The 22,297-nt window shown below is 74.3% G+C and carries 14 protein-coding genes; 10 read left to right on the top strand and 4 right to left on the bottom strand.

The window, feature by feature from the left end:
• Positions 1–3: 3 nt before the first annotated feature.
• Complete coding sequence (locus ACZ3YO_RS29660; RefSeq protein ID WP_465575281.1) at positions 4–699, top strand: hypothetical protein; 696 nt, start codon at positions 4–6, stop codon at positions 697–699.
• 294 nt (positions 700–993) lie between these two features.
• Here the strand turns inward: ACZ3YO_RS29660 and ACZ3YO_RS29655 are convergent, their stop codons facing one another.
• Together ACZ3YO_RS29655 and ACZ3YO_RS29650 are read right to left on the bottom strand one after the other, a co-directional pair.
• A complete protein-coding gene (locus ACZ3YO_RS29655; RefSeq protein WP_465575418.1) occupies positions 994–1,689 on the bottom strand; it encodes a hypothetical protein in 696 nt (231 codons plus the stop codon).
• Positions 1,690–2,063: 374 nt separating this feature from the next.
• Positions 2,064–4,319 carry a RecQ family ATP-dependent DNA helicase gene (locus ACZ3YO_RS29650; protein ID WP_465575278.1) on the bottom strand — a complete coding sequence of 752 codons (2,256 nt, stop codon included), beginning with the start codon at positions 4,317–4,319 and terminating at the stop codon, positions 2,064–2,066.
• Between the two features lie 229 nt (positions 4,320–4,548).
• On the opposite strand from ACZ3YO_RS29650, the gene ACZ3YO_RS29645 reads away from it, so the two are divergent.
• Positions 4,549–6,147 carry a DUF4192 domain-containing protein gene (locus tag ACZ3YO_RS29645; protein ID WP_465575275.1) on the top strand — a complete coding sequence of 533 codons (1,599 nt, stop codon included), beginning with the start codon at positions 4,549–4,551 and terminating at the stop codon, positions 6,145–6,147.
• Positions 6,148–6,391: 244 nt separating this feature from the next.
• Here ACZ3YO_RS29645 and ACZ3YO_RS29640 read toward each other — a convergent pair whose 3' ends face one another.
• Positions 6,392–7,705, bottom strand: coding sequence for an alpha/beta fold hydrolase (locus tag ACZ3YO_RS29640; protein WP_465575273.1), 1,314 nt, complete (start codon positions 7,703–7,705; stop codon positions 6,392–6,394).
• Between the two features lie 759 nt (positions 7,706–8,464).
• Between ACZ3YO_RS29640 and ACZ3YO_RS29635 the strand changes: the two genes are divergently transcribed.
• The 7 genes from ACZ3YO_RS29635 to ACZ3YO_RS29605 all read left to right on the top strand — a co-directional run bounded on the left by ACZ3YO_RS29635 (position 8,465) and on the right by ACZ3YO_RS29605 (position 19,082).
• Positions 8,465–10,657: a glycogen debranching N-terminal domain-containing protein gene (locus ACZ3YO_RS29635; protein WP_465575415.1), complete on the top strand. Its 2,193-nt coding sequence runs from the start codon at positions 8,465–8,467 to the stop codon at positions 10,655–10,657.
• A 277-nt stretch (positions 10,658–10,934) separates the two neighbouring features.
• On the top strand, positions 10,935–11,693 hold the full coding sequence (locus tag ACZ3YO_RS29630; RefSeq protein ID WP_465575270.1) for an NUDIX hydrolase: 759 nt from the start codon (positions 10,935–10,937) through the stop codon (positions 11,691–11,693).
• A gap of 276 nt (positions 11,694–11,969) precedes the next feature.
• Positions 11,970–13,739 carry an ABC transporter ATP-binding protein gene (locus ACZ3YO_RS29625; protein WP_465575267.1) on the top strand — a complete coding sequence of 590 codons (1,770 nt, stop codon included), beginning with the start codon at positions 11,970–11,972 and terminating at the stop codon, positions 13,737–13,739.
• Positions 13,740–13,742: 3 nt separating this feature from the next.
• Positions 13,743–14,660 (top strand): hypothetical protein, encoded by a 918-nt coding sequence (locus ACZ3YO_RS29620; protein WP_465575264.1) that lies wholly within the window; start codon positions 13,743–13,745, stop codon positions 14,658–14,660.
• Positions 14,661–14,813: 153 nt separating this feature from the next.
• Positions 14,814–15,746, top strand: coding sequence for a FadR/GntR family transcriptional regulator (locus ACZ3YO_RS29615; protein WP_465575261.1), 933 nt, complete (start codon positions 14,814–14,816; stop codon positions 15,744–15,746).
• A 462-nt stretch (positions 15,747–16,208) separates the two neighbouring features.
• Positions 16,209–17,858: an RNA polymerase sigma factor gene (locus tag ACZ3YO_RS29610; protein ID WP_465575258.1), complete on the top strand. Its 1,650-nt coding sequence runs from the start codon at positions 16,209–16,211 to the stop codon at positions 17,856–17,858.
• 417 nt (positions 17,859–18,275) lie between these two features.
• Complete coding sequence (locus ACZ3YO_RS29605) at positions 18,276–19,082, top strand: S1 family peptidase (protein WP_465575412.1); 807 nt, start codon at positions 18,276–18,278, stop codon at positions 19,080–19,082.
• Between the two features lie 263 nt (positions 19,083–19,345).
• Here ACZ3YO_RS29605 and ACZ3YO_RS29600 read toward each other — a convergent pair whose 3' ends face one another.
• Positions 19,346–19,579: a DUF7455 domain-containing protein gene (locus ACZ3YO_RS29600; protein WP_465575255.1), complete on the bottom strand. Its 234-nt coding sequence runs from the start codon at positions 19,577–19,579 to the stop codon at positions 19,346–19,348.
• 594 nt (positions 19,580–20,173) lie between these two features.
• Here ACZ3YO_RS29600 and ACZ3YO_RS29595 point away from each other — a divergent pair.
• Entirely contained in the window at positions 20,174–22,285 is a 2,112-nt protein-coding gene (locus tag ACZ3YO_RS29595) for a DNA gyrase/topoisomerase IV subunit B (RefSeq protein ID WP_396323757.1), read from the top strand.
• Positions 22,286–22,297 lie beyond the last annotated feature (12 nt).

The raw sequence follows: 22,297 nt of genomic DNA, 5'->3' as shown, positions 1-22,297 counted from the left end.
GGTATGCCTGTCTTCCCCGAGGAGCCGGAGATTCACGAGAGCCTCCCGGGCCCCGGCGTTCCCTTCCCCCGCGAGTCGGACGCACAAGCCCTTCGCACATCTGCCACCGCCGGCTCGACCGCCGCCGTACCGTCGGCCGTCACTGCCGCACCGCCGGTCGTCGCACCGGTGCCGGGCCAGCGCCCCGCACCGCCGCGGCCGGCGCCGCCGCGCGCCGACCGTTCGGGGCCGCCGCCGCGTACGGCCCAGATCCCCAAGCCCGGCCCGCGACGCCCGGCGCCCGCCGCACCGCAGGTCGCCGTCCAGCAGGTCGCCGCCTCCCTGGCGGACGCCCTGGACCGCGCCGACGAGGCGGTCGACCAGCTGCTGGAGAACGGCCGCAACCCGGGCGACATCCTGGTGCTGACGGTCGGTGAGGCCCACCCCTGGCAGCAGCACGAACTCTCCTTCGGCGAGGAGCGCTACTGGGCGCAACTCGCCGAGGGCGATGACGTGTTCTACGCCGACGCCGCGCTGAGCCGCCCTGCCCGCCGTGAGGTGGTCGTGCTGGTGGTCAACGGCGGCACGGCCGACCGCGCCGCCGAGGCGTACACCAAGGCGCTCGGCCACGCGGCCGCGCTCCTGCTGGTCTGCGGCAACGCCGGCCCCGTCGCCGCGGCTGCCGCCGGCGCGCCCACCAGCCGCCCCGTTCGCGCCTGAGACCCCTGGACCGTCCGGGCCCGATGCCGCGAGGCACCGGGCCCGGTTCGCGTTGTGCCGGGGCCGGCGTGGGTGTCGGTGGGCGGTGGACGCTCGGGCGGGGCCAGGACGGCCTCTGGTGACGAGGTGCGCGCCGACGGCCCGTTGGCGGTCCGCGACCCGTCGTCCGGGCGCTGTGCCCTGCGGCCGCGGAGGGCCCGGCGGCGATCCCGGCCGGCGGCGCGTCGTGCCCTGGGGACCGTTGCCGTAGCAGCTGCGGGCGCGGGCGCGGCCGCCGTTGCAGCCGCCGCTGCGTCAGCCGGTGCCGGTGCGCCGGGCCGCCGGCTCGATGGCCGTCACCCGGGCCGGAGCCCACGGAGCTTCGGACGCCCGCGGGCGCTGCGACCGCTCGCCGAGCTGGCTCCGCTCCGCCGACTGGCGCAGCGCCGACCGGGGTGGCAGCTCCGTCACGGTGTGGACCGGCCCGCTCTCCCACGAACCCGCGTGCGGGGTGCGTCCACTGCGATCCTCGCCGAGGATCTGCCAGCCCGCAGGGGTCAGTGCGACGTACGAACCGCAGCGCAGCCCGTGCAGTACAGCCGCGTCCTGCAAGGCCCACATCCAGGCGCCGTCCTGCTCCGTCCAGCCGGCCGCACCTTCGCGGCAGCGGAGCAGTACGGCCGTCCGGGTCGGGGCCGTCTGGCGCAGGTCGTGCGGGGTGACCTGGCGCAGGTGCGCAAGGATCGCGTTGCGGTGCTGCCAGCCGTCGGTGTGCCGGGGCCAGGGCGCGAACGAGGCCGAGGCGGTCAGCCGCTGCGACGCGTCCACCACCCCGACCACGACCGTGCCCGGCTGGGGCAGGTGGCGTTGGTGCAGCTCCAGGACGAATTCGCGCGGATCGCGCAGCAACGGGATCCCCGCGGCCGCCCACGTCTCCAGGTCGAGCACCCGTCTGGGCGACGAACTCCGGGCGAGGGGATACTGACCTCGGCCGATACCGTTGATCACGATCCTCCTTCCCGACCCACGGGCGCGCGGGTACGTGCGTACGCCGAAGTCCTGGTCCGTCGGACCGGGTTCCGGGTACGGTCCAATTCTCAGGGCAGATGGGGTGGAGCGGCAATGATGAAATGATGAACGCCGCCCGAAAGCCAACGTTCTGCCGGATATATTCCACAGCCGCATGCACTCCACTCGGGTGGTGCCGGATCGCGATCACGGCCACCCGAAGGCCACCGTGGAGCATCTCGGGCAACACCGCCCTCATCGTCCCCGATTGGTGGGTCCTGCGTTCGCGGGTGTTCCGGTGATCACCTCCATTGCTCCATTCGAGTGACGGCCGCTCTCGGGCCTCCGGCTTCTTCCGCCCCCTCCGCCCCGGTACCTCAGCCCTGCACGGCCAGTACCAGGGGCAGGACGGCGCTCGCCCCGGCCTTGCGCAGCAGCCGGGCGGCGACGGTGACCGTCCACCCGGAGTCGACCAGGTCGTCCACCAGCAGCACCGGCCCGCCCGCTCCGGCCACCGCGGCCGCCACCTCGGGCGGCAGGACGAGAGCGCCGGCCAGCGAGTGCAGTCGCTGGGCACTGTTGCTGCGCGCGCCGTGCGGGGGCTGCCCGGTCGCGTACTCGATCTGCCCGAGCAGCGGCAGCCGCCCGATCCCGGCGATCCGGGCGCCGAGGCTGCCGACGAGTTGCGGCCTCCGGGAGGAGGCCATCGTCACCACGCCGACGGGCCGGTCCAGCCGGGTTCCGTCGCTGGTCTCGGGACCGGCCCAGCCGCCGGGGCCGCGCGCCCAGTCGGCCAGCACCGCCACCAGCGCGTCGACCGCCTCCCCGGGGACGGGCGTGTCGGGCGCCTGGTCGGCCAGCAGGGTGCGCAGCCGGTTGCCCCAGCCGATGTCGGAGAGCCGGCCGAGGGCCCGGCCGGTCTCGGCCTGCTCGCCCGCCGGGATGCGGCCCTTGAGCGGCACGCCCAGCGCGTCCATGCCGGTGGGCCAGAGCCGGCGCGGCTCGAAGCTGACCCCGGGCCGGCCGAGCGCGGCCCGGGCGGCGTCCAGCGCCTCGGCGGAGACCTCCGGGGTGTGCAGCGGCCCGGCGCAGTTGTCGCAGCGGCCGCACGGCACGGCCTGCTCGTCGTCGAGCTGCCGCCGCAGGAACTCCATCCGGCAGCCGGTACCCGCCGCGTACTCGCGCATGGCCCGCTGTTCGGCCTCGCGGGAGGCCGCGACCTTGGCGTACCGGGCGGTGTCGTACTCCCAGCTCTGCCCGGTGGCCGTCCAGCCGCCCTTGACCCGCCGCACCGCGCCGTCCACGTCGAGGACCTTGAGCATGGTCTCCAGCCGGGCGCGGCGCAGGTCCACCCGGGGCTCCAGGGCGGCGGTCGAGAGGGGCCGGCCGGCCCCGGCGAGCGCGTCGATGGTGCGGCGCACCTGCTCCTCCGGCGGGAAGGCCAGCGAAGCGAAGTAGCGCCAGATCGCCTCGTCCTCGCGCCCGGGCAGCAGCAGCACCTCGGCACGGTCGACGCCGCGGCCGGCCCGGCCCACCTGCTGGTAGTAGGCGATCGGCGAGCTCGGAGAACCCAGGTGCACCACGAAGCCGAGGTCGGGCTTGTCGAAGCCCATGCCGAGCGCCGAGGTGGCGACCAGGGCCTTGACCCGGTTGGCCAGCAGGTCGGCTTCGGCGGTCCGGCGCTCGGCGTCCTCGGTGCGGCCCGAGTACGAGGCCACCGCGAAGCCCCGCTCGCGCAGGAAGGCCGTCACCTCGTCCGCGGCGGCCACCGTCAGGGTGTAGACGATGCCGGAGCCGGGCAGCCGGTCGAGGTGGTCGGCCAGCCAGGCGAGCCGGTGCGCCGGATCCGGCAGGGCGAGCACGCCGAGGGTGAGGCTCTCCCGGTCGAGCGGCCCGCGCAGCACCAGCGCGTGCGCGTCGGTGGTGCCGGTGCCGAGCTGCTCGGCGACATCGGCGGTGACCCGGGCGTTGGCCGTGGCGGTGGTGGCCAGCACCGGGACGCCCGGCGAGAGGTCGGCGAGCATGGTGCGCAGCCGGCGGTAGTCGGGGCGGAAGTCGTGGCCCCAGTCGGAGATGCAGTGGGCCTCGTCGACCACCAGCAGGCCGGTGGAGGCGGCGAGCTTGGGCAGCACCTGGTCGCGGAAGTCGGGGTTGTTCAGCCGCTCGGGGCTGACCAGCAGGATGTCCACCGCGCCGGCCGCGACCTCGGCCTGGATGGCGTCCCACTCGTCGGTGTTGGCCGAGTTGATGGTGCGGGCGTGGATGCCGGCCCGGGCCGCCGACTCGACCTGGTTGCGCATCAGGGCGAGCAGGGGGGAGACGATCACCGTCGGCCCTGCGCCGCGGGCGCGCAGCAGGGCGGTGGCGATGAAGTAGACGGCGGACTTCCCCCAGCCGGTGCGCTGCACCACGAGGGCCCGTCGGTGGTCGACGACCAGGGCCTCGATGGCCGTCCACTGGTCGTCGCGGAGCGTGGCGGCCGGCCCGGCGAGTTCGCGCAGGACGGCCTCGGCCCGCGCCCGGACCTCGGCGCGGTCGGCGGCCGTCGCGGTGCCGGCGCCGGAGGCGGCCGTGCCGGTGCCGGACGTGGCGGAAGCGTCGGTGGCGGTGGTGTGGGTCTGCGGCTGCTGCATGGCGTCCATGTAACCCCGAGGTGCCGACAATGGGCGAACGGCGGTGACCCGTGGACACGTGGAGCGCGGGTGCATTTCATCCGTTCGCCCGCTGAACGGCCGTCAAATATCCCTCGGGAGGGTGGGTGTGTATGCCCCGAACGAGGGAGGTTTTATCCACAGGGCGGGTTTATCCACAGGAAAAAAGAAAAATCCGGGGGCGTTCTCGAATTGCGGCAATCTTCCGGCCATGACGAACGAACGCATCACCCTCCCCTTCGGCCACCCCTCCGGGGCTCGGCCGGTGACCATGCGGGGCCCGGCCGACATGGCCGAGCTGCTGCCCTACCTGCTCGGTTTCTTCCCCGACGACAGCATCGTCGCCGTCGGACTCCAGGGACCGGAGCTCCACCAGGGCGGGGTGATCCGGCTGGACATCCCGGAGTCGTCGGCGCAGTGGCCGGCGGCCGCGGCCGAGACGGCCGCCCTGCTCGTGGGCCTGTCCGAGCAGCGGGACCGCCGCCCGGCCCAGGTGCTCCTCTACCTCTGCCAGGACCCTCGCACCGAGCACGGCCCGCCGGTGCTCGACGGGCTCAGACCGCTCGCGGCGGAGCTGCGGGCGGCCTTCGAGAGCAGGGGAGTGCCGGTGAAGGAGTCACTCTGCGTCTCCGCCGGCCGCTGGTGGTCCTTCCTCTGCCGCCGCGACGGATGCTGCGACCCGGCGGGGCATCCGGTCCGGCACGCGCCCGCTCCCGGAGCGGTGGCCGTGGCGGCCACCTTGGCCGGTCTCGCGCCGCGCGGCAGCCGCAGGGCGATCGTCGCCGGGCTGGCACCGATCGGCCCGCCGGGCGCCGACTCCCAGCGCCTGGCGCTCGCCCGGGCCGAGGGCGGCGAGGGAGCCGGGCGCGGGCCTGCGCTCTCCCCGGAGCGGGGCGCCGAACTGCTCGACCAGGCCGTCGCCGAGTTCATGGCCGGCGCACGCGAGCTCGACGAGCGCCGGACGGCAGAGCTGCTCATCGCCCTCCGGGACCGGCGCACCCGGGACCGCGCCGCCGAGTACGCCCGGCCTGGCGAGCTCGCTCCCGCCCAGCGGCTCTGGCGCTTCCTCGCCGTGCGCTGTGTGCCGCCCTACACGGGCTACGCCCCGCCCCCGCTCACCCTGCTGGCCTGGGTGTCCTGGGTCGCGGGGGACACCGCGACGGCGCGGGTCGTCCTCGCCCACACGCTCCGCCTCGACCCCTCCTACCGGCTGGCCCAGCTGCTCTACGAGTCGCTGAACGGCGGGCTCTCCGCGGCCTCCCTGTTGGCGAGGGCGGACGCCGAGCGCCGCCGCCGCACCGGGGAGGCCCAGGGAGCCGAGACGGCCGCCGGCCTGGAAGCCGACCCGGCCCGCGAGCCGGAGCGCGACCCGGAGGGCGGCCCGCCGGGCGAGCCGGAGCGGGGGGCGAAGCGGACGCCCGAGCGGGCTGCGGGCCAAGGGCCTGACAAACTGCGTGATCCCGCTCCGTCCAAGACCCGCCGACGGCGCGCCCGCGCGGGCCAGACCGGGCCGGCGGCCCCCACCGCCTCGGGCGCCGTTCCGTCCCCAGAACCGGTGGACCGGACCGAGGGCGCGTCCGGCGCGTCCGATACGTCCGTCGGCTCCGCCGGGGGTACGGTCGCGCAGCTTCGCCAGCGGACGGACCGCGCGGAGAGGTGCCGGCCGTCGGTCCAGCCGCGCCCCGCGCGCAAGCTGCGGCTCGGCCGCGCGTCGCCCTGGGCGCCCGCCGCCCCGGCCGCTCCGAACGGCCGGCGCGGCCGGTGCCGGGGCACCCGGCGCCCGGTGGTCGGATCCCGGCATGCGGAGTGACACCGCCGTCGGCCGGTCGTGCCCGCTGATCCCCTCCGCCGACCGGACGGGGCAACCGCTCCGCCCGGCCGGCGGGGGCACCGGGCCCGCCCCGGGGCAGGCCCGGTCGCCCCGTTCCTTGCTGCTGCGCCTCAAGCTGCTGCGGCTCGGCCGGCCGCGCCCAGGCGCAGCGCACCGCGGCCGGCCGCACCCCGGTCCGCCGCGTCCGGATCCGGTACACCCAGGCCTGTCGCTCCTCGGCTGGCTACGCCTCGCCGTGGGCCATCGCGAGCAGGCGGTCGAGCACCTTGCCGCCGCTCACCCGCAGGCCGTCGTGCTCCCACTCGTTGGTGATCCACGTCCGCAGGCCGCGCACGGCGCGGGCGGTCGCCAGCGAGTCCGCGGTGTCGACGTACATGTCGTCGTGGTAGACGGCTGCGACCACCGGCACCTCGTTGCCGGCCAGCCGCGCCGGGTCGTACAGGTCGGCCCAGTCGGGGCGGGCGGCGAGCAGCTCCGCGGTCTCCTTGAGCGGCCGCAGCGCCGGATCGGTGTCGAACATCCAGGGGTAGATCATCTCCCCGGTGAACAGCACCGGCTCCCCGGACTCCAGGGCGGCCCGGGCGTCGAACTCCGGGAATTCCTTGCGGACGCGCTCGGCCGACCACGCGGTCCCGGCCCGGTCCACCGACCGCTGCCCGTAGATCGACTCGTGCAGCACGGCGTACAGCGGCCCCCCGGCGAAGGAGAGCTTCGCCTGCGCCTCGGTCAGGAAGGTGTCGGACAGCTCGGGCCCGGCCGCGCCCTCCACCCACGCCTCCTCCAGCAGGTAGTGCAGGCTGCCGGAGCCGCTGCCGCCGCCGAGCACGATTCCGAGGGCCTGGAACGCCTCGACGGTGAGCAGCCCGCCGCCGGGCAGGGGCGCAGGCGAGGCGGCCAGGTGCGCGGCGATCCGCCGCACCACCTCGACGTCCTGCGGGAAGCGGGCGTAGTGCCCCTCGTTCTTGCGGACGACCCGGGGGTACGCCGCCCGGTAGACGTCGTCGGCCGAGCTGTGCAGGCTGGCCAGGCCGCCGGTGATGAAGGCCTCGTGCAGGCCCTCGGGTGCGATCGAGAGGTAGGTGAGGGTGCAGAAGCCACCGAAGCTCTGCCCGAGCACGCTCCAACGCCGGTCGTCGCCGAGCAGCCGGCGGCGGATCAGCTCGGCGTCACGGACGATCGAGTCCGCGCGGAAGTGCGCCAGGTAGTCCGCCTGCTGCCGGGCGTCGCCGCGCCGGGCGAGGGTCTGCCGGTTCGCGGGCGTGGACCGCCCGGTGCCGCGCTGGTCGAGCAGGAGCACCCGGTAGTCGTCGAGGGCGCGCTCCAGCCAGCCGTCACGGCCGAGCGGGCGTCCGGCCTTCCCACCGGGCCCGCCCTGGAGGAAGAGCAGCCAGGGCAGGTCGTCCTTCTCGCGGCCCGGAGCCACCACCTCACGGGCGTACACCTCGATCTGCTCGCCCTGTGGGGCGGTGTGGTCGAGGGGCAGCTGGAAGACGTGGTCGGTCGTGACGATCCCGGGCAGCCGACTGGCGGTGGACATACAACTCCTCGGTGCGTGCAGGTCACAGCGGTCACGTCGCTCTCCACGGTGTTGCCGGTGCGGGCGCCGCGACCCCCGCACCGTATCCTGGCGGCGGTCGGGCCGGTCCGGCGGTTGCCACTCCCGGTCACCCGCCTGCTGCGCCGTCAGCCCGTGGTGCCGGGCGCGACCAGCCGGCAACCCCGGCGGGGGCGCGTTCGGCCCGGAACGACACCGGCACGGGGTGGCAGGGCTCCGTCGACGGCAGTGGCACGACCGCCCGCCAGTGCCGACCGGCAGGCCGAACCGGCGCGCCGGGCGTTACCTGCGACCGGTCGGCAGCGTTCACCCCGGGGGCACTGCGCCGGAACGGCCCCCGGGCCCCGGAGGCGGACGGAGTCGCGGCGCGCCCACGGCCGCCGGGGCGCCGACGGCGGCGGAGCCAGGCGGACAGGCGCCCGCGCACGTACGGCGTGCTGCCGCCGCCCGGCGACGGCCGGTCCGGGCACCGGCCGGGACAGGGCGTCATGGGCACGGCCGGACGCCGGACACGACGACGCCCGGGGCACAACGGCGTGCCCGGGGCGAGGCGGGGCCGGTACCGGAGCGGTACCGCGCGTCGCATGGCACGACCCGGCGCCGGGTACGGCCAGACACGGCACAGACGCCGACGGGAACCTCCGCCGGCCAGGCACCATCAGCACGCGATCGAGCATGCTCGCGGCCCACCGGCCTGACCGGCCACCGGACCGCCGAGGGGAGGAGAGTCCGGTGACCGCCATGAGGCCACCACAGGCGAGGCCGCCACAGGCCATGCCGGCCGAGAGCGTGGTCGGCGCGCCGAGACCGGTCGGCCGTCCCGACCAGGTCCCCGGAGGCGCCCCCGCCGGCCAGGCCCGGCCCGCGGCGCCGCCGCGCCCGCAGCCTGCCGCCGTCCACCACGCGGTGCTCTGCGTCAACGCGCCCGCGATGGCCGCCTCCGGCCCGGACGGGCAGCTGCGCGGCCACGGCCTCCACGGCTTCTACCGCTCCGGCGTCCGGGTACTGGCCCGGATGGAGCTGCGGCTCGGCGGCATGGAGCCACTGCCCCTCCAGGGCACCTCGACCACGGCGGCTCAGGCCCGCTTCCTCGGTGCCGTCCGGATCCCCGGGGACCCTGACCCAGACCCGGCGCTCACCGTCGAGCGGCTGCGGCACGCCGACGGAGTCGAGACCGTCACCGTCCGAAACACCGGTAGCCGGCCCGCCCGGCTGCCGCTGGAGATAGCGCTCGGCACCGACCTCGGCCCGGTCGGCGAGATCGCCGCCGGGCACCGCTCGCCGGATCTGCCCGGCCAGGTGCAGTCCGCGGGGCTGCGCTGGGTCGGCCCCACCCACAGTGCCGTCGTCAGTGCCAAGCCGTCGCCGCACGCCGTCCTGGCCGGCGCCGGCGTACTGCGCTGGGACCTGGAGGTGCAGCCCGGCGCCCGCTGGTCGGTCGAGCTCCGCACCGAGCTGGAGAGCACCCTCCCCGGCCCCCGGCCGCCGGGCGGGCGCGGCACCGGTGTCCCGTTGCCCTGGGCGGAGCCGGAGGTCCGCAGCGACGACCCCCGGGTCGAGCTGCTGGTGCCGCGTTCCCTGGACGCCCTCGGCGGCCTGCTGTTCGCCGACCCGGACCGCCCCACCGATCTCTACCCGGCCTCCGGCGCGCCCTGGCGGTTCGGGCTCGCCCCGGCCGACGCACTGTGGGCGGCCCGGCTGATGCTCCCGCTGGGCACCCGGCTGGCCGCCGGCACCCTCCGGGCGCTGGCCCGCCGTCAGCAGCTCGGCGCCGTCCCAGGCCCGGCAGGGCCGGTGCACGGGCCGGGCGGCCAGAGCGGCGGTCAGGGTGGGCCGGGCCGTCGCCCCGAGGGGCTGCTGCCCGGCGCCCTCCGGCACGGCGGACCGGAGCTGCCGCCCACCTGCACCGCCACGGAGGCGACGCTGCTGTTCGTCACCGTGCTGGCCGAGGCCTGGCGCTGGGGTCTGCCCCGGCAGGAGGTCGCCGAGCTGCTCCCGGCCGCCGAGCGTGCGCTCGGGGCACTCCGTGACGGCCTGGTCGACGGCTTCGTCACCGATCTGAGCCGCCCGGTGGAGGACCGCGCAACCCACCCGGTGGCGGCCCGGGCCGAGGTCCAGGCCCAGGCGCACCGCGCCGCCCTGCACGGCGCCGACCTGCTGGAGGCCTTCGGCCGTCCCGGCGCCGGGGAGTGGCGCGGCTGGGCGGCCGCGCTGCGCGGGCGCTTCCGCGACCGGTTCTGGATCGACGACCTCTTCGGCGGCCGCCCGGCGGCCGGCCTCGGCCTCGGGCCGGGCGGCCAGCCGCTGCCCGCGGTCGCCTCCTCCTTCGTCCACCTCCTCGACCCCGGTCTCTCCGCAGACGGCGGGCGGCACGAGAGCCTGCTGGAGCGCGAGCAGACCAGGCTGCTCGCCCAGCGCCTGGCCGCGCCCGAGCTGGACAGCGGCTGGGGCCTGCGCACGCTCAGCGCCAAGTCACCCCGGTTCAACCCGCTCGGCCACCGCAGCGGAGCCGTGCGGGTCCACGAGACCGCCCTCGCGATCGCCGGGCTGGCCGAGTCGGGCCACGAGAACGAGGCCGGCGCCCTGCTGCAGGGCCTTCTCGGCGCCGCCGCCCACTTCGAGGGCCGACTGCCCGAGATGTACGCGGGGGAGCAGCGCACGCTCGGCTGCCCGCCCGTGCCGCACCCGGCGGCCTGCCGCCCGGCGGCGGTCTCGGCGGCCGGCGCGGTGCACGCGGTGTTCGCGCTCGCCGGGGTCCGCCCCGACGTCCCGGGCGGGCGGGTGCTGGTCCGCCCGGCCAGCACGGCGCCGCTCGGCGAGCTGCAGCTGACCGGCCTGCGGGTCGCCGGGGAGCCGTTCTCGGTCCGGGTGAGCCGGATCGGCGTCGCGATGGTCGAGGAGGCGTCCGCGGAGCTGCAACTGGTCGCCCGCTGACGCCGCCACCGCCACGCGGGTGGCACCCGGGGCGGGCGGCTGCCGGAAGGAGCCTGCACCGGCCCACCCCCGGCAAGGACTCGCCCCCCAGGTTCCACCCCGGGGAAGGAGCCCCGTGAAGGCCCGACCCCCCCGGGGACCCACCACCCGGGGGTAGGACCCTGCCACGGCCTCGGCCCGGGGCGCGCGCCACGGGCAGGGCGGTCACCGGACCGTCACTGCACAGTCCGTGCACGGGCCTGTGCTTATCGTCAGAGAGACGACTATGATCGTCGCCATGTCGCGTTATGACCCGTCGGCCTTCCCCCCGTTCGCTGTCACGGTTGACCTGGTGGTGTTGACGGTGCGGGACCACGCGCTGTGTGCCCTGCTGGTCCGACGGGGCGAGCCCCCCTTCCAGGGCTACTGGGCCCTGCCCGGTGGCTTCGTCCGCCCGGACGAGGGTCTGGCCGAGGCGGCTTCCCGGGAGCTGGCGGAGGAGACCGGCCTGCGTGCCTACTCCGCCCCGGGCCACGAAGCGGCGAGCCCCGGCACGGCCGGCGCCCACCTGGAACAGCTCGCGACCTACGGCCACCCCCAGCGCGACCCCCGGATGCGGGTGGTCAGTGTCGCGTACCTGGTCCTGGCGCCCGACCTGCCGACCCCGCGCGCCGGCGGCGACGCCAGCAGCGCCCGCTGGGCCCCGGTCACCGAACTGCTGGGAAAGAACCCGGCCGACGAAGTCCCGCTTGCCTTCGACCACGGCCTCATCCTGGTCGACGGGGTCGAGCGCGCCCGATCCAAGATCGAATACTCCTCACTGGCCACGGCCTTCTGCCCGCCCGAATTCACCGTCGGCGAGCTGCGTCGGGTCTACGAGGCCGTGTGGGGTGTGGTCCTCGACCCACGGAACTTCCACCGCAAGGTCACCGGCACCCCCGGTTTCCTGCTGCCCTCCGGCGGCACGACGACGCGTCAGGGCGGTCGTCCGGCGCAGCTGTTCACCGCCGGAGGGGCCACCGTGCTCAACCCGCCGATGCTGCGGCCGGAGTCCTGAGCCGACGGCCCGCGGCCTGCTCTGCCGCCCCGGCTGCTGCCTGCTCCAAGCTTTGCCCCAGTCCCTGCCCAACCCCTGCTCGCCCCCGGCCCGGTGGCGTCGCAGGATCGGATTGTCCCCTGATCGGGTGAGGTGTGCGGGCAGCGAGCCCGTGCCGCTCCCGTAATGCCCGGAATCTTCGTGGTGGCCCCCTAATGTGCTGGCGCGGGGCCGTGCGGGCACGGCCCCGCGTCGTGCAGGGACGCAGGTCGGCCGAGGGCATGGGAGCAGCCAGCGATGATCCAGATCACCGGACTGACCAAGGTCTACCGCAGGGGCGGTCCGCCGGCGGTGCTCGATCTGACCTTCGACGCCCGTCCGGGCGTGGTGACGGCGCTGCTCGGCCCCGAGGGCGCGGGCAAGTCCACCGCGCTGAGGCTGATGCTCGAACTCGAACGCGGCCATGGCGTCACACTCTTCGACGGCCGCACCTACCGCCGGCTGCGGCGCCCCGAGCGGGAGGTCGGCGTGCTGCTGCCCGGCCCGGGCGGGGCCGCCGGTGCAGTAGCCGGGCACCCCGGCCGGAAGGCCCAGAGCCACCTCAGGATGCTGGCGGCGGCCCTCGGAGTCCCGGCCCGGCGGGCCGACGAGCTGTTGGAGCAGACCCGGCTCGCCAGCGTCTGCGAGCAGCGGCTGCGCACCTTCTCGCCCGGCATGCACCGTCGGCTGGCGCTCGCCACCGCCCTGCTCGGAGACCCCGGCACCCTCATCCTCGACGCGCCCACCGAGGGCCTGTCGCCGCGCAACGTGGAGTGGTTCCACTCCTTCCTGCGCTCGTTCGGTGTGGCGGGCGGGACGGTTCTGGTGACCACCCGGACCCCGCAGGAGGCCGCCCGGCTCGCCGACCGGGTGATCACGCTCGACCAGGGCCGGATGGTGGCCGACCAGCCGGTGTCGGAGTTCTGCCGTACCCGGCTCAGCCCGGAGGTCGCCGTACGCGGGCCGCAGATGGCCCGGCTCGCCGATCTTCTGGTCGGCCAGGGCGCGCAGGTGCGCCGAGACGGCGGGGCGGGCCTCGCGGTGGCGGGGATCGGTCGCACCGAGATCGGCGAACTCGCCTACCAGCACGGCATCCTGCTGCACGAACTCGCCGACCGGGTGGTCGAGCAGCCGGCTCCCCGCGCCACGCTGCCCGTGGCCTCGGGCCGCTCCGGCCACCTCCAGGTCCACCCGGCACCGGGGGAGCAGGCAACGGAGGGTCAGACACCGGCCGGGCAGAAGCCGGGCGGGCAGGCACCGGGGGAGCAGGCCCCGGCCGGTCGGAGGCCGGCCGGACCCGTGCCGGACCGTCCGGTCAGGACCCACCCGGTGAAGGCCCGTCGGTCGGCCGACGAGCAAGCGGTGGGCCAGGCGATGGTCACCCAGGCGATGCCGGTGGCGAGCGAGGAGGCGGCGAGGCCGGAGCCGGAGCGGCCCCGGGCATCGGAGGAGGGCGGGGCCGGACACGCCCACGTGCCCCAGTCGAGCACGGGGACACCGGGCGGCGTCGCGCTCCCCGCCCTCGCGCTCCCCTCCTCGCCTGCCCCTGCCGCCTCCTCCGCCCCAGCCGCCTTCACCCCAGCCGCTCCCGCCGCCGAATCCTCCGGCTCCTCCTCCGCCTCCGCAGCGACCGCGCTGTCGGCGGCGGCCGCCCGAGCGACACGGCCGGCCCCGCCCGCCCCACCCTCCGGGCCGGACCCGGCCGATCCGGCAGATCCGGCCGACCCTGCGGAGACCTCCCCGACCGTCGCCGTGGACCGCCTCTTCCGGGACGGCCTCAGTGCTCTGGTCCGGTCCGCCGGTGATGGCGGTCAGGCCGCCACCGCTCCCCGCGACCGGTCCGAGGAGGCCGCCGCCGGATACCTGCTGACCGCCGACACCATCCGCCTCGGCCGCCTGGATCCGGAGGCCGCCCCCACCTGCAGCGCCCACAGCTCCAGCCCCGCCCACAGTCCCACCGCCGCCCCCAGTCCCACCCCGACCCCCACCCCCGCGTCCGCCCACACCCCCGACCACCGGAGCGAGTGAACCGTGCGTGCCCTGGCCTACGAGCTGCGCCGGCTGCGCGGCCTTCGCTCCACCTGGTTGCTTCTCGCCGCGGTGCTGCTGTGCGACGCCGTCGTGGCCGCCGTGCTGGCCGCCCAGACGCCGACCGGTCCGCTGTCCGGTCCGCTGTCCGGCCCGGCAGGCGTCCGGCTGCTGACGGCGACCGTCCCGCTGATCCCGCTGCCCTTCGCGGCGCTCGGTGCCGGATTGCTGGGTGCCCTCTCCTACGGGCACGAGGTGCGCCATCCGGGGCTGCCGGCTTCGCAGGTGTCCTACCTGCGGCGGGTGCGGCTGCTGCTGGCCAAGCTGGTGGTGATCGGCCCGGTCGCGGGGCTGCTGGCGCTGGCCACCCTGCTGGTCGACGCGGTGGCCGTGCATCTCGCGCTGCCCGCGGGGGTGACGGCCGCCGCCTGGTCGGACCCGGCCGCGCTCTCGGACCGGGTGTCGGTGGCGCTGTCCTCGGCGGGTCTGACGGGGCTCGCAGACCTCCCGGGCCTACTCGCCCCGGTGGGGCTCGGGGCCGGCCACGGGGTGCCGGGGGCGCTGCTGGCCTTCGTCGGGCTGGTCGTCGTGGCGGGCTGGACGGGCGTCCTGACGGCCTCGCTGACCCGCAGTGCCGCGGCCGGTGTGCTGCTGCTCTGCGCGCTGCCGGCGCTGCTGGAGTCCGGGGTGGCCTTGCTGCTGCGGCAGACGGGGACGGCCTGGCCGATCCGCGCGGCGGAGCTGCTGCCGTTCCAGTCCGGCATCGAGTGGGCGTACGGATGGGTGTACGGCGGGGACCGTCGGGTTGCGGCGGGCGGTTCGGCGCTGACCGATCCCGCGCTGCTGGCGGCGGTGGCGGCGCCCGCCCTGGTGCTGCTGATCGCGACCCTTCTGGTCCAGGCCCGTCGCCGGGCTCTCTGAGGCCCCTGAAGCCACGGCCCCGGCTCCTGCGGGAAGCCCCGCCGGGGCCCGGCCGTCGCTGACGGTCCGCCAAGATCGACCAGCTGCGACCGTAATGCGCGGTTCTTCCTGATAAGAAGTCAATTATCCAGTCACGGTCGATCACCCTTTCGTGTGCTTTTCACGAGAATCCTCAAGCTGTGCCCGCCGATCGCCGACAAAGGACCTGTGAGTACCCTTGCGCACCCCACCATGACCCCCGCCCGTTCCGCCGAAGGCGCCGTCCCCGGCTCCGGCGACCTGGACCGCTTCTCGTACGCCGACCGGCCGATCCCGCCGGCGCCCCGCTGGGAGGGCGCCGAGTCGGATCTGGCCCGGGTCGGCCGCAAGACCACCAGCAGCCGGGGCCGCGGTCTGCACGGCCAGCTGGTGCAGCAGCTCGGTCAGATGATCGTCTCGGGTGACCTCGGCGCGGACCGCCCTCTCGTCCCCGAGGAGATCGGCCAGCGCTTCGAGGTCTCCCGCACGGTGGTCCGCGAGTCGCTGCGAGTGCTGGAGGCCAAGGGCCTGGTCAGCGCCCGGCCGAACGTCGGCACTCGGGTCCGTCCGGTCGGTGACTGGAACCTGCTGGACCCGGACATCATCGAGTGGCGTGCCTTCGGGCCGCAGCGCGACGAGCAGCGCCGGGAGCTGTTCGAGCTCCGCTGGGCGATCGAGCCGCTGGCGGCCCGGCTGGCCGCCGGCCACGGCCGGGAGGACGTCCAGCAGCGGCTGGTCGAGCTGATCGAGATCATGGGTCACGCCTCCGCCCAGGCCGACCTCTCCACGTTCTCGCGGGCCGACGCCGAGCTGCACGCCCTCGTCCTGCAGATGGCCGGCAACCGGATGCTGGAGCACCTCTCCGGGATCGTCTCCGGAGCGCTCCAGGTGTCCGGTGGTCCGGCCACCGCCTGTGAGCGCCCCTCGGAGGCCTCGGTCAGCCTGCACGCCCGGCTGGTGGACGCGCTCGGCACCGGTGACGGCACCGCGGGCGAGGTCGCGATGCGGGCGCTGCTCACCGTCCACCCGGAGATCGAGCCGTCCGTCCCGGCCCCCCGGGAGCACTGAGCCGCCCACCTTGCGACCGAGCGACCCCGGCGAACCCATGGCCCTCCGGCTGCACCCCACGGCGCGGTCGGAGGGCCCTTGTGTGCCGGGCCGCCCATCCGCCCGCCTCGGTCCCCGGCCTCCCGCCACGCCGATATGTCCTGCCCATGCCAACCGACTTCGGCGCGAGTGCGCGATGATGGAAGCCGGCCCCGGGCCGCGGGCGCCGAGTGGTGTGACCCGCGACACGAAGGCCATGCGTAACACTTGACGAGTAGCAGCGATGTCTCCAGAGCGGAAGCAGCTCCGGAATACCCCAACATGTCAGAATGCTGTGTTGGTCTGCGGCGCTGCTGCCGTCCTGCAAACCCAGTCCTCAAGCCCGAGTCGGTCGGAATCGACACCGCGTGCCTGACGCGCGATTTCCTTCCCCGCCCGCTCGGGCGGCCGGTACGGGTTCGAGTCCACTCATCGTCCGAGAGGTTGTTCGTGTCGGCCAGCACATCCCGTTCGCTTCCCCCCGAGATCGCCGAGTCCGCGGCTCTGCTGGCGCTCATCGAGCGGGGCAAGGCCCAGGGGCAGATCGCCGGTGACGACGTGCGCCAGGCGTTCGAGGCGGACCAGATCCCGGTCACCAAGTGGAAGAACGTCATGCGCAGCCTCAACCAGGTTCTGATTGAGGAGGGGGTGGATCTCATGGTCAGCGCGGCCGAACCGGCCGGCGCCAAGCGCAAGAGCGTCGCGGCCAAGAGCCCCACCAAGCGCACTGCCACCAAGGCGGTCACCACCCGGAACCCGGCTGCCCCCGCGGCCCCGACCAAGCCGCCCGTGCGCATCGCCCCCGGTGCCCCCGTCGCCGCTCCGGCCGTCGTGGCCGCCGCGGCCACGGTCAGCACGGTGTCCGCCGACATCACCGTCGAGGAGGCGACCACCGTCGTCGCCGAGGCGAAGGCGGTCGCGGCGAAGAAGGCGGCCCCGGCCAAGAAGGCCGCGGCCAAGAAGACCGCCGCCCCGGCCAAGAAGGCCGCCGCCAAGAAGACCGCGTCCGCCAAGGCGGGCAAGGGCGACGAGGAGGTCATCGGCGAGGAGGAGCTGCTCGAGGACGTCGCCCTCCCCGGCGACAAGTCGGGCGAGGAGGCGGAGCCCGAGGAGGAGTCGCAGGGCTTCGTGCTCTCCGACGACGACGAGGACGACGCCCCGGCCCAGCAGGTCGCCGTCGCCGGTGCCACCGCCGACCCGGTCAAGGACTACCTGAAGCAGATCGGCAAGGTCCCGCTGCTCAACGCCGAGCAGGAGGTCGAGCTCGCCAAGCGCATCGAGGCCGGCCTGTTCGCCGAGGACAAGCTCTCGGCCGCCGACAAGCTGGCTCCCAAGCTCAAGCGCGAGCTGGAGATCATCGCCGAGGACGGCCGCCGCGCCAAGAACCACCTGCTGGAGGCCAACCTCCGACTGGTCGTCTCGCTGGCCAAGCGCTACACCGGCCGCGGCATGCTCTTCCTGGACCTGATCCAGGAGGGCAACCTCGGTCTGATCCGCGCGGTCGAGAAGTTCGACTACACCAAGGGCTACAAGTTCTCCACCTACGCCACGTGGTGGATCCGCCAGGCGATCACCCGCGCGATGGCCGACCAGGCCCGCACCATCCGTATCCCGGTGCACATGGTCGAGGTCATCAACAAGCTGGCCCGCGTCCAGCGCCAGATGCTCCAGGACCTGGGCCGCGAGCCCACCCCGGAGGAGCTGGCCAAGGAGCTCGACATGACCCCGGAGAAGGTCATCGAGGTCCAGAAGTACGGCCGCGAGCCCATTTCGCTGCACACCCCGCTGGGTGAGGACGGCGACAGTGAGTTCGGTGACCTGATCGAGGACTCCGAGGCGGTCGTGCCGGCCGACGCGGTCTCCTTCACCCTGCTCCAGGAGCAGCTGCACTCGGTGCTGGACACCCTGTCCGAGCGCGAGGCGGGCGTGGTCTCGATGCGCTTCGGCCTGACGGACGGTCAGCCGAAGACGCTGGACGAGATCGGCAAGGTGTACGGGGTCACCCGTGAGCGCATCCGCCAGATCGAGTCCAAGACCATGTCGAAGCTGCGCCACCCGTCGCGCTCCCAGGTGCTGCGCGACTACCTGGACTGATCGGCAGGACCATGTAGGGCCGTAGCCCTGCGGAAGAGGCCCGGAGCACACCGCTCCGGGCCTCTTCGCATGCCTGCCCGGCCTCCGTCGCATGTCCGTGCGACACCGCCCGTCCCCGTCGGGTCACGTCGCACGTCCGCCGCGTCCCCGTCGGGCCACTTTGCACGTCCGCGGGGCCTTTTCGCACGTCCGGGGCCGGGTGCGTCAGCGTCCGGGTGGCCGTTGTCGCTCGTCCGGGTGGCGGCACCGCGGGAAGTGGTCGCAGGGCGTAGTCGATCACCTACGCTGTGCCGGTTGCCTGCTGCCGAGCCAACTGGAGACACGGTGCTGCCCAACCCGGACCGCGCGGATCTGTCGACCGCCGCCTCGACACCGGCATGCCCGGCCGCCCGGCCGGCACGCCGCCACCGGGCCGTCGTGCTGGCCCTGATCGCGGCGCTGCCCGCGCCGTTGATCGCGCTCGGCCCGGGGGCCGCCCCCGCCCGGGCACAGGGCAGGATCGTCGGCGGGGCCGGTTCGAGCACCGGCGACCACCCGTGGATGGTGGCGCTCGCCAGCCGCCAGCAGTTCGGCAACGGCCGGTCCGGGCAGTTCTGCGGGGGCGCGCTGGTCACCCCGACCAAGGTGGTGACGGCGGCGCACTGCTTCTACGACGAGTCCAAGGGTCGGCGGGTGGACCGGCCCGGGCTCAAGGTGGTGGTCGACCGGGACGATCTGCGCGGCTCCGCCGGCCGCGAAGTGGCGGTCCAGTCGGTCTGGATCCACCCCGACTACGCCTTCGCCGCGAACATGAACGATGTGGCGGTGCTCACGCTCACCGAGTCGCAGGGTGCCCGGCCGGTCATCGACCTGGTGGGCCAGGGCGAGACCGAGCCGTACCAGCCGGGCACCAGGGCGCAGGTCTACGGCTGGGGGGACACCACCGGGACGGGTAGTTACTCACCCACGCTGCGCAGTGTCGATGTGCCGATCATCCCGGACCAGACTTGCGCGCAGGCCTACCCGGGCGGGTCGGACGGGCGGTTCGACGCCCGCGGCATGGTCTGTGCCGGGGAGGAGAAGGGCGCCAAGGACGCCTGCCAGGGGGACAGCGGCGGCCCGCTGGTCGTCGCGGGCCGGCTGGCAGGGCTGGTCTCCTGGGGAACGGGCTGCGCCGAGGCGGCACACCCGGGCGTCTACACCAGGCTGGGCGCGGTCTCGGACACGGTGCGCTCCGCACTGTAGCGGCGGCGTCACGTTCTGACGCGGCGTCGGCCGGCTCGGAGGAGTCGCCGGAGACGGGGGAGTCACTGGAAACGGGGGTTGCCGGAAACGGGCCGTGCCGGGGGTGGGCAGTGCGGGGAGCGGGACGCACCCGGGAGCGATGGCCGGAGAACAGCAGAGCCGGGCGACCGGCCCCGGAAGGGGACCTGTCGCCCGGCTCGCCGGTCGCGCGCTGTGCGCGGCCGGACACAGCTCGTCGCTGAGTGCTGCTGTGGCGCCTGGACTCAGCGCTCTTCGTCGCTGGCCGTGGCCGTGCTGGTGCCGCTGAGACGGCCGCTCTCGTCCTGTATCTCCACGGCGATCTTCTTGAGCTCGGGCTCGAACTTCCGGCCGTGGTGGGCACAGAAGAGCAGCTCTCCGCCGCTGGCGAGTACGACGCGCAGGTAGGCCTGGGCGCCGCAGCGGTCGCAGCGGTCAGCCGCGGTGAGCGGGCTCGCAGGTGTCAGAACAGTAGTCACGTCGCCTCTTCTCTAGCTCGACGAGCTGTCGTACCAGGGTCAACATCCAACCAGGCCGAAAACGTTCCCGCTCGTGGCTTTTCTTCTTTGAGGATTCTGCTGTGTTGATGAGGACGTGCCCCGGGGGCCGGTGGTTCATGCGTACCGAATCCCAGGATCCGCCTCTCGCTCGAACGCCCGATCGGGACCGGGTGCGAGGTCCGCGTAGCATAATCCTCTGCTGGGTTGGAGCATAAGCCCCGTCCCGGGCCCCGGTAGCCTGCATAACGGCAGTTCCGGAGCCTGCGCCCGGCCCCACGATCCGCCAGGACCGGTGGTACCGGGAGGAGATGGCGCCCCGGCGTCCGTCGTCCAGTGCGGCGCTTGTTCGCGCAGCGCGTACAAGCTGCGCGGGACCGGACCGCCGTGCTGTGCACTCGGCGGAGCGGTGTGCACACGCAGGGGAACGGCTGTCGGTGCGGTGTGCTGCACTGGCGGACGATCCGGCTGCGGCCGGATGCCACCCCGGATGTGACCGAGCCGGATGTGACCGAGTCGGACATGGCCGGCTCGGATGTGACCGATGAGACAGAACTTCACCGAGGAGAGTGCCGCGTGAGTGCCGAAACGACCGTGCCGTCCGCACTGCTGGCCGGCGACGACGGTTCCAACTACACCGCTCGGCACCTGCTCGTCCTGGAGGGCCTGGAGGCGGTCCGCAAGCGTCCCGGCATGTACATCGGCTCGACCGACAGCCGCGGCCTGATGCACTGCCTCTGGGAGATCATCGACAACTCCGTCGACGAGGCGCTCGGCGGCCACTGCGACCGCATCGACGTCGTCCTGCACGAGGACTCTTCGGTGGAGGTGCGCGACAACGGCCGCGGCATCCCGGTGGACGTCGAGCCCAAGACCGGCCTCTCCGGCGTCGAGGTCGTGATGACCAAGCTGCACGCCGGTGGCAAGTTCGGCGGCGGCTCGTACGCGGCCTCCGGCGGTCTGCACGGCGTCGGCGCCTCCGTCGTCAACGCGCTCTCCGCCCGTCTGGACGTCGAGGTCGACCGGGGCGGTCACACCCACGCGATCAGCTTCCGCCGTGGCACCCCCGGCATCTTCACCGAGACCAGCCCGGACGCCCCCTTCGAGCCCGCCAACGGCCTCACCAAGGCCCGCAAGGTCCCGAAGGCCCGCACCGGCACCCGGATCCGCTACTGGGCCGACCGGCAGATCTTCCTCAAGGACGCCAAGCTCTCGCTGGAGCACCTGCACAGCAGGGCCCGGCAGACGGCCTTCCTCGTCCCCGGCCTGACCATCGTCGTCCGTGACGAGCGGCTGACCGAGAGCGACAAGGTCGAGGAGTCGACCTTCCGCTTCGACGGCGGCATCGCCGAGTTCTGCGAGTTCCTCGCGCCCGACAAGCCGGTCTGCGACGTGCTGCGGCTGCGCGGCGAGGGCACCTTCAAGGAGACCGTCCCCGTCCTGGACGAGCTCGGCCACATGACGCCCACCGAGGTCACCCGGCACCTCGGTGTGGACATCGCGCTGCGCTGGGGCGCCGGCTACGACACCACGCTGCGTTCCTTCGTCAACATCATCGCCACCCCCAAGGGCGGCACCCACGTGACCGGCTTCGAGCGCTCGCTCGCCAAGACCGTGAACGAGGCGCTGCGCGCCGGCAAGCTGCTGCGCGTCGCCGAGGACGACATCACCAAGGACGACGCCACCGAGGGTCTCACCGCGGTGGTCACCGTCCGGCTCGCCGAGCCGCAGTTCGAGGGCCAGACCAAGGAGGTGCTGGGCACCTCGGCGGCCAACCGGATCGTCGCCGCCGTGGTCGCCAAGGAGCTCAAGGCCTTCCTGACCTCCGGCAAGAAGGACGAGAAGGTCCAGGCCAGGGCGGTGCTGGAGAAGGTCGTCGCCGCCGCCCGCACCCGGGTCGCCGCCCGCCAGCACAAGGAGGCCCAGCGCCGGAAGACCGCGCTGGAGACCAGCTCGCTTCCGGCCAAGCTCGCCGACTGCCGCAGCGACGACGTCGACCGCACCGAACTCTTCATCGTCGAGGGAGACTCGGCGCTCGGCACCGCCAAGCTGGCCCGCAACTCCGAGTTCCAGGCCCTGCTGCCGATCCGCGGCAAGATCCTCAACGTGCAGAAGGCGTCGGTGAGCGACATGCTCAAGAACGCCGAGTGCGCCTCGATCATCCAGGTGATAGGGGCCGGTTCGGGCCGCACCTTCGACATCGACCAGGCCCGCTACGGCCGGGTCATCTTCATGGCCGACGCCGACGTCGACGGCTCGCACATCCGCATCCTGCTGCTGACGCTCTTTCAGCGCTACATGCGCCCCATGGTCGAACAGGGCCGGATCTTCGCCGCCGTGCCGCCGCTGCACCGCATCGAGCTCACCAACCCCAAGCGTGGCCAGGAGAAGTACCACTACACCTACTCCGACGCCGAGCTGCGCTCCACCCTGCTGGACTTCCAGCGCAAGGGCCTGCGGTGGAAGGACCCGGTGCAGCGGTACAAGGGCCTCGGTGAGATGGACGCCGACCAGCTGGCCGAGACCACCATGGACCCGCGCCACCGCACGCTGCGCCGGATCAACCTGGGCGACCTCGAGCAGGCCGAGAAGATCTTCGACCTGCTGATGGGCAACGACGTCGCCCCGCGCAAGGAGTTCATCGTGGACTCGGCGGCCACCCTGGACCGCTCGCGCATCGACGCCTGAGCAGCCGGACCC

The sequence above is a fragment of the Kitasatospora sp. NPDC022785 genome (assembly GCF_055561295.1).
The sequence above is the reverse complement of the archived record's forward strand: the minus strand, read 5'-3'. Positions and strand labels throughout refer to the sequence as shown.